Raw genomic sequence first — 285 nt, forward strand, 5'->3', positions numbered from 1 at the left:
GAAGCTGTCGTTGCCGTTGTAGTCGGCCGTTGGCGCATAGCTGTAGCTGCCATCCGGATTGACGGTAACCGTGCCATGCGACGGATCGCTGGCCTTGGTGTAGGTAACGGTGTCGCCATCCACATCAGTCGCGGGTGGCAGATTGCCGGTCTTGACCATGTCTTCAGGCGTGGTAATCGTGGTGCCGCTGCCGACTGGCGCATCGTTGACCGGATCGATCACGATATTGACCACATAGGTATTGCTGCCGCCCTTGCCATCGCTGATGGTGTAGCTGAAGCTGTC

At 58.6% G+C, this 285-nt stretch carries 1 protein-coding gene; it reads right to left on the reverse strand.

Annotation, left to right across the window (positions count from 1 at the left end):
- Positions 1–285, reverse strand: a 285-nt coding sequence (locus GCM43_RS25955; RefSeq protein ID WP_193315751.1) for an Ig-like domain-containing protein, incomplete at both ends; no start/stop codon positions are given.

Source organism: Janthinobacterium aquaticum (assembly GCF_009208565.1).
Classification (GTDB): Bacteria; Pseudomonadota; Gammaproteobacteria; order Burkholderiales; family Burkholderiaceae_D; genus Janthinobacterium.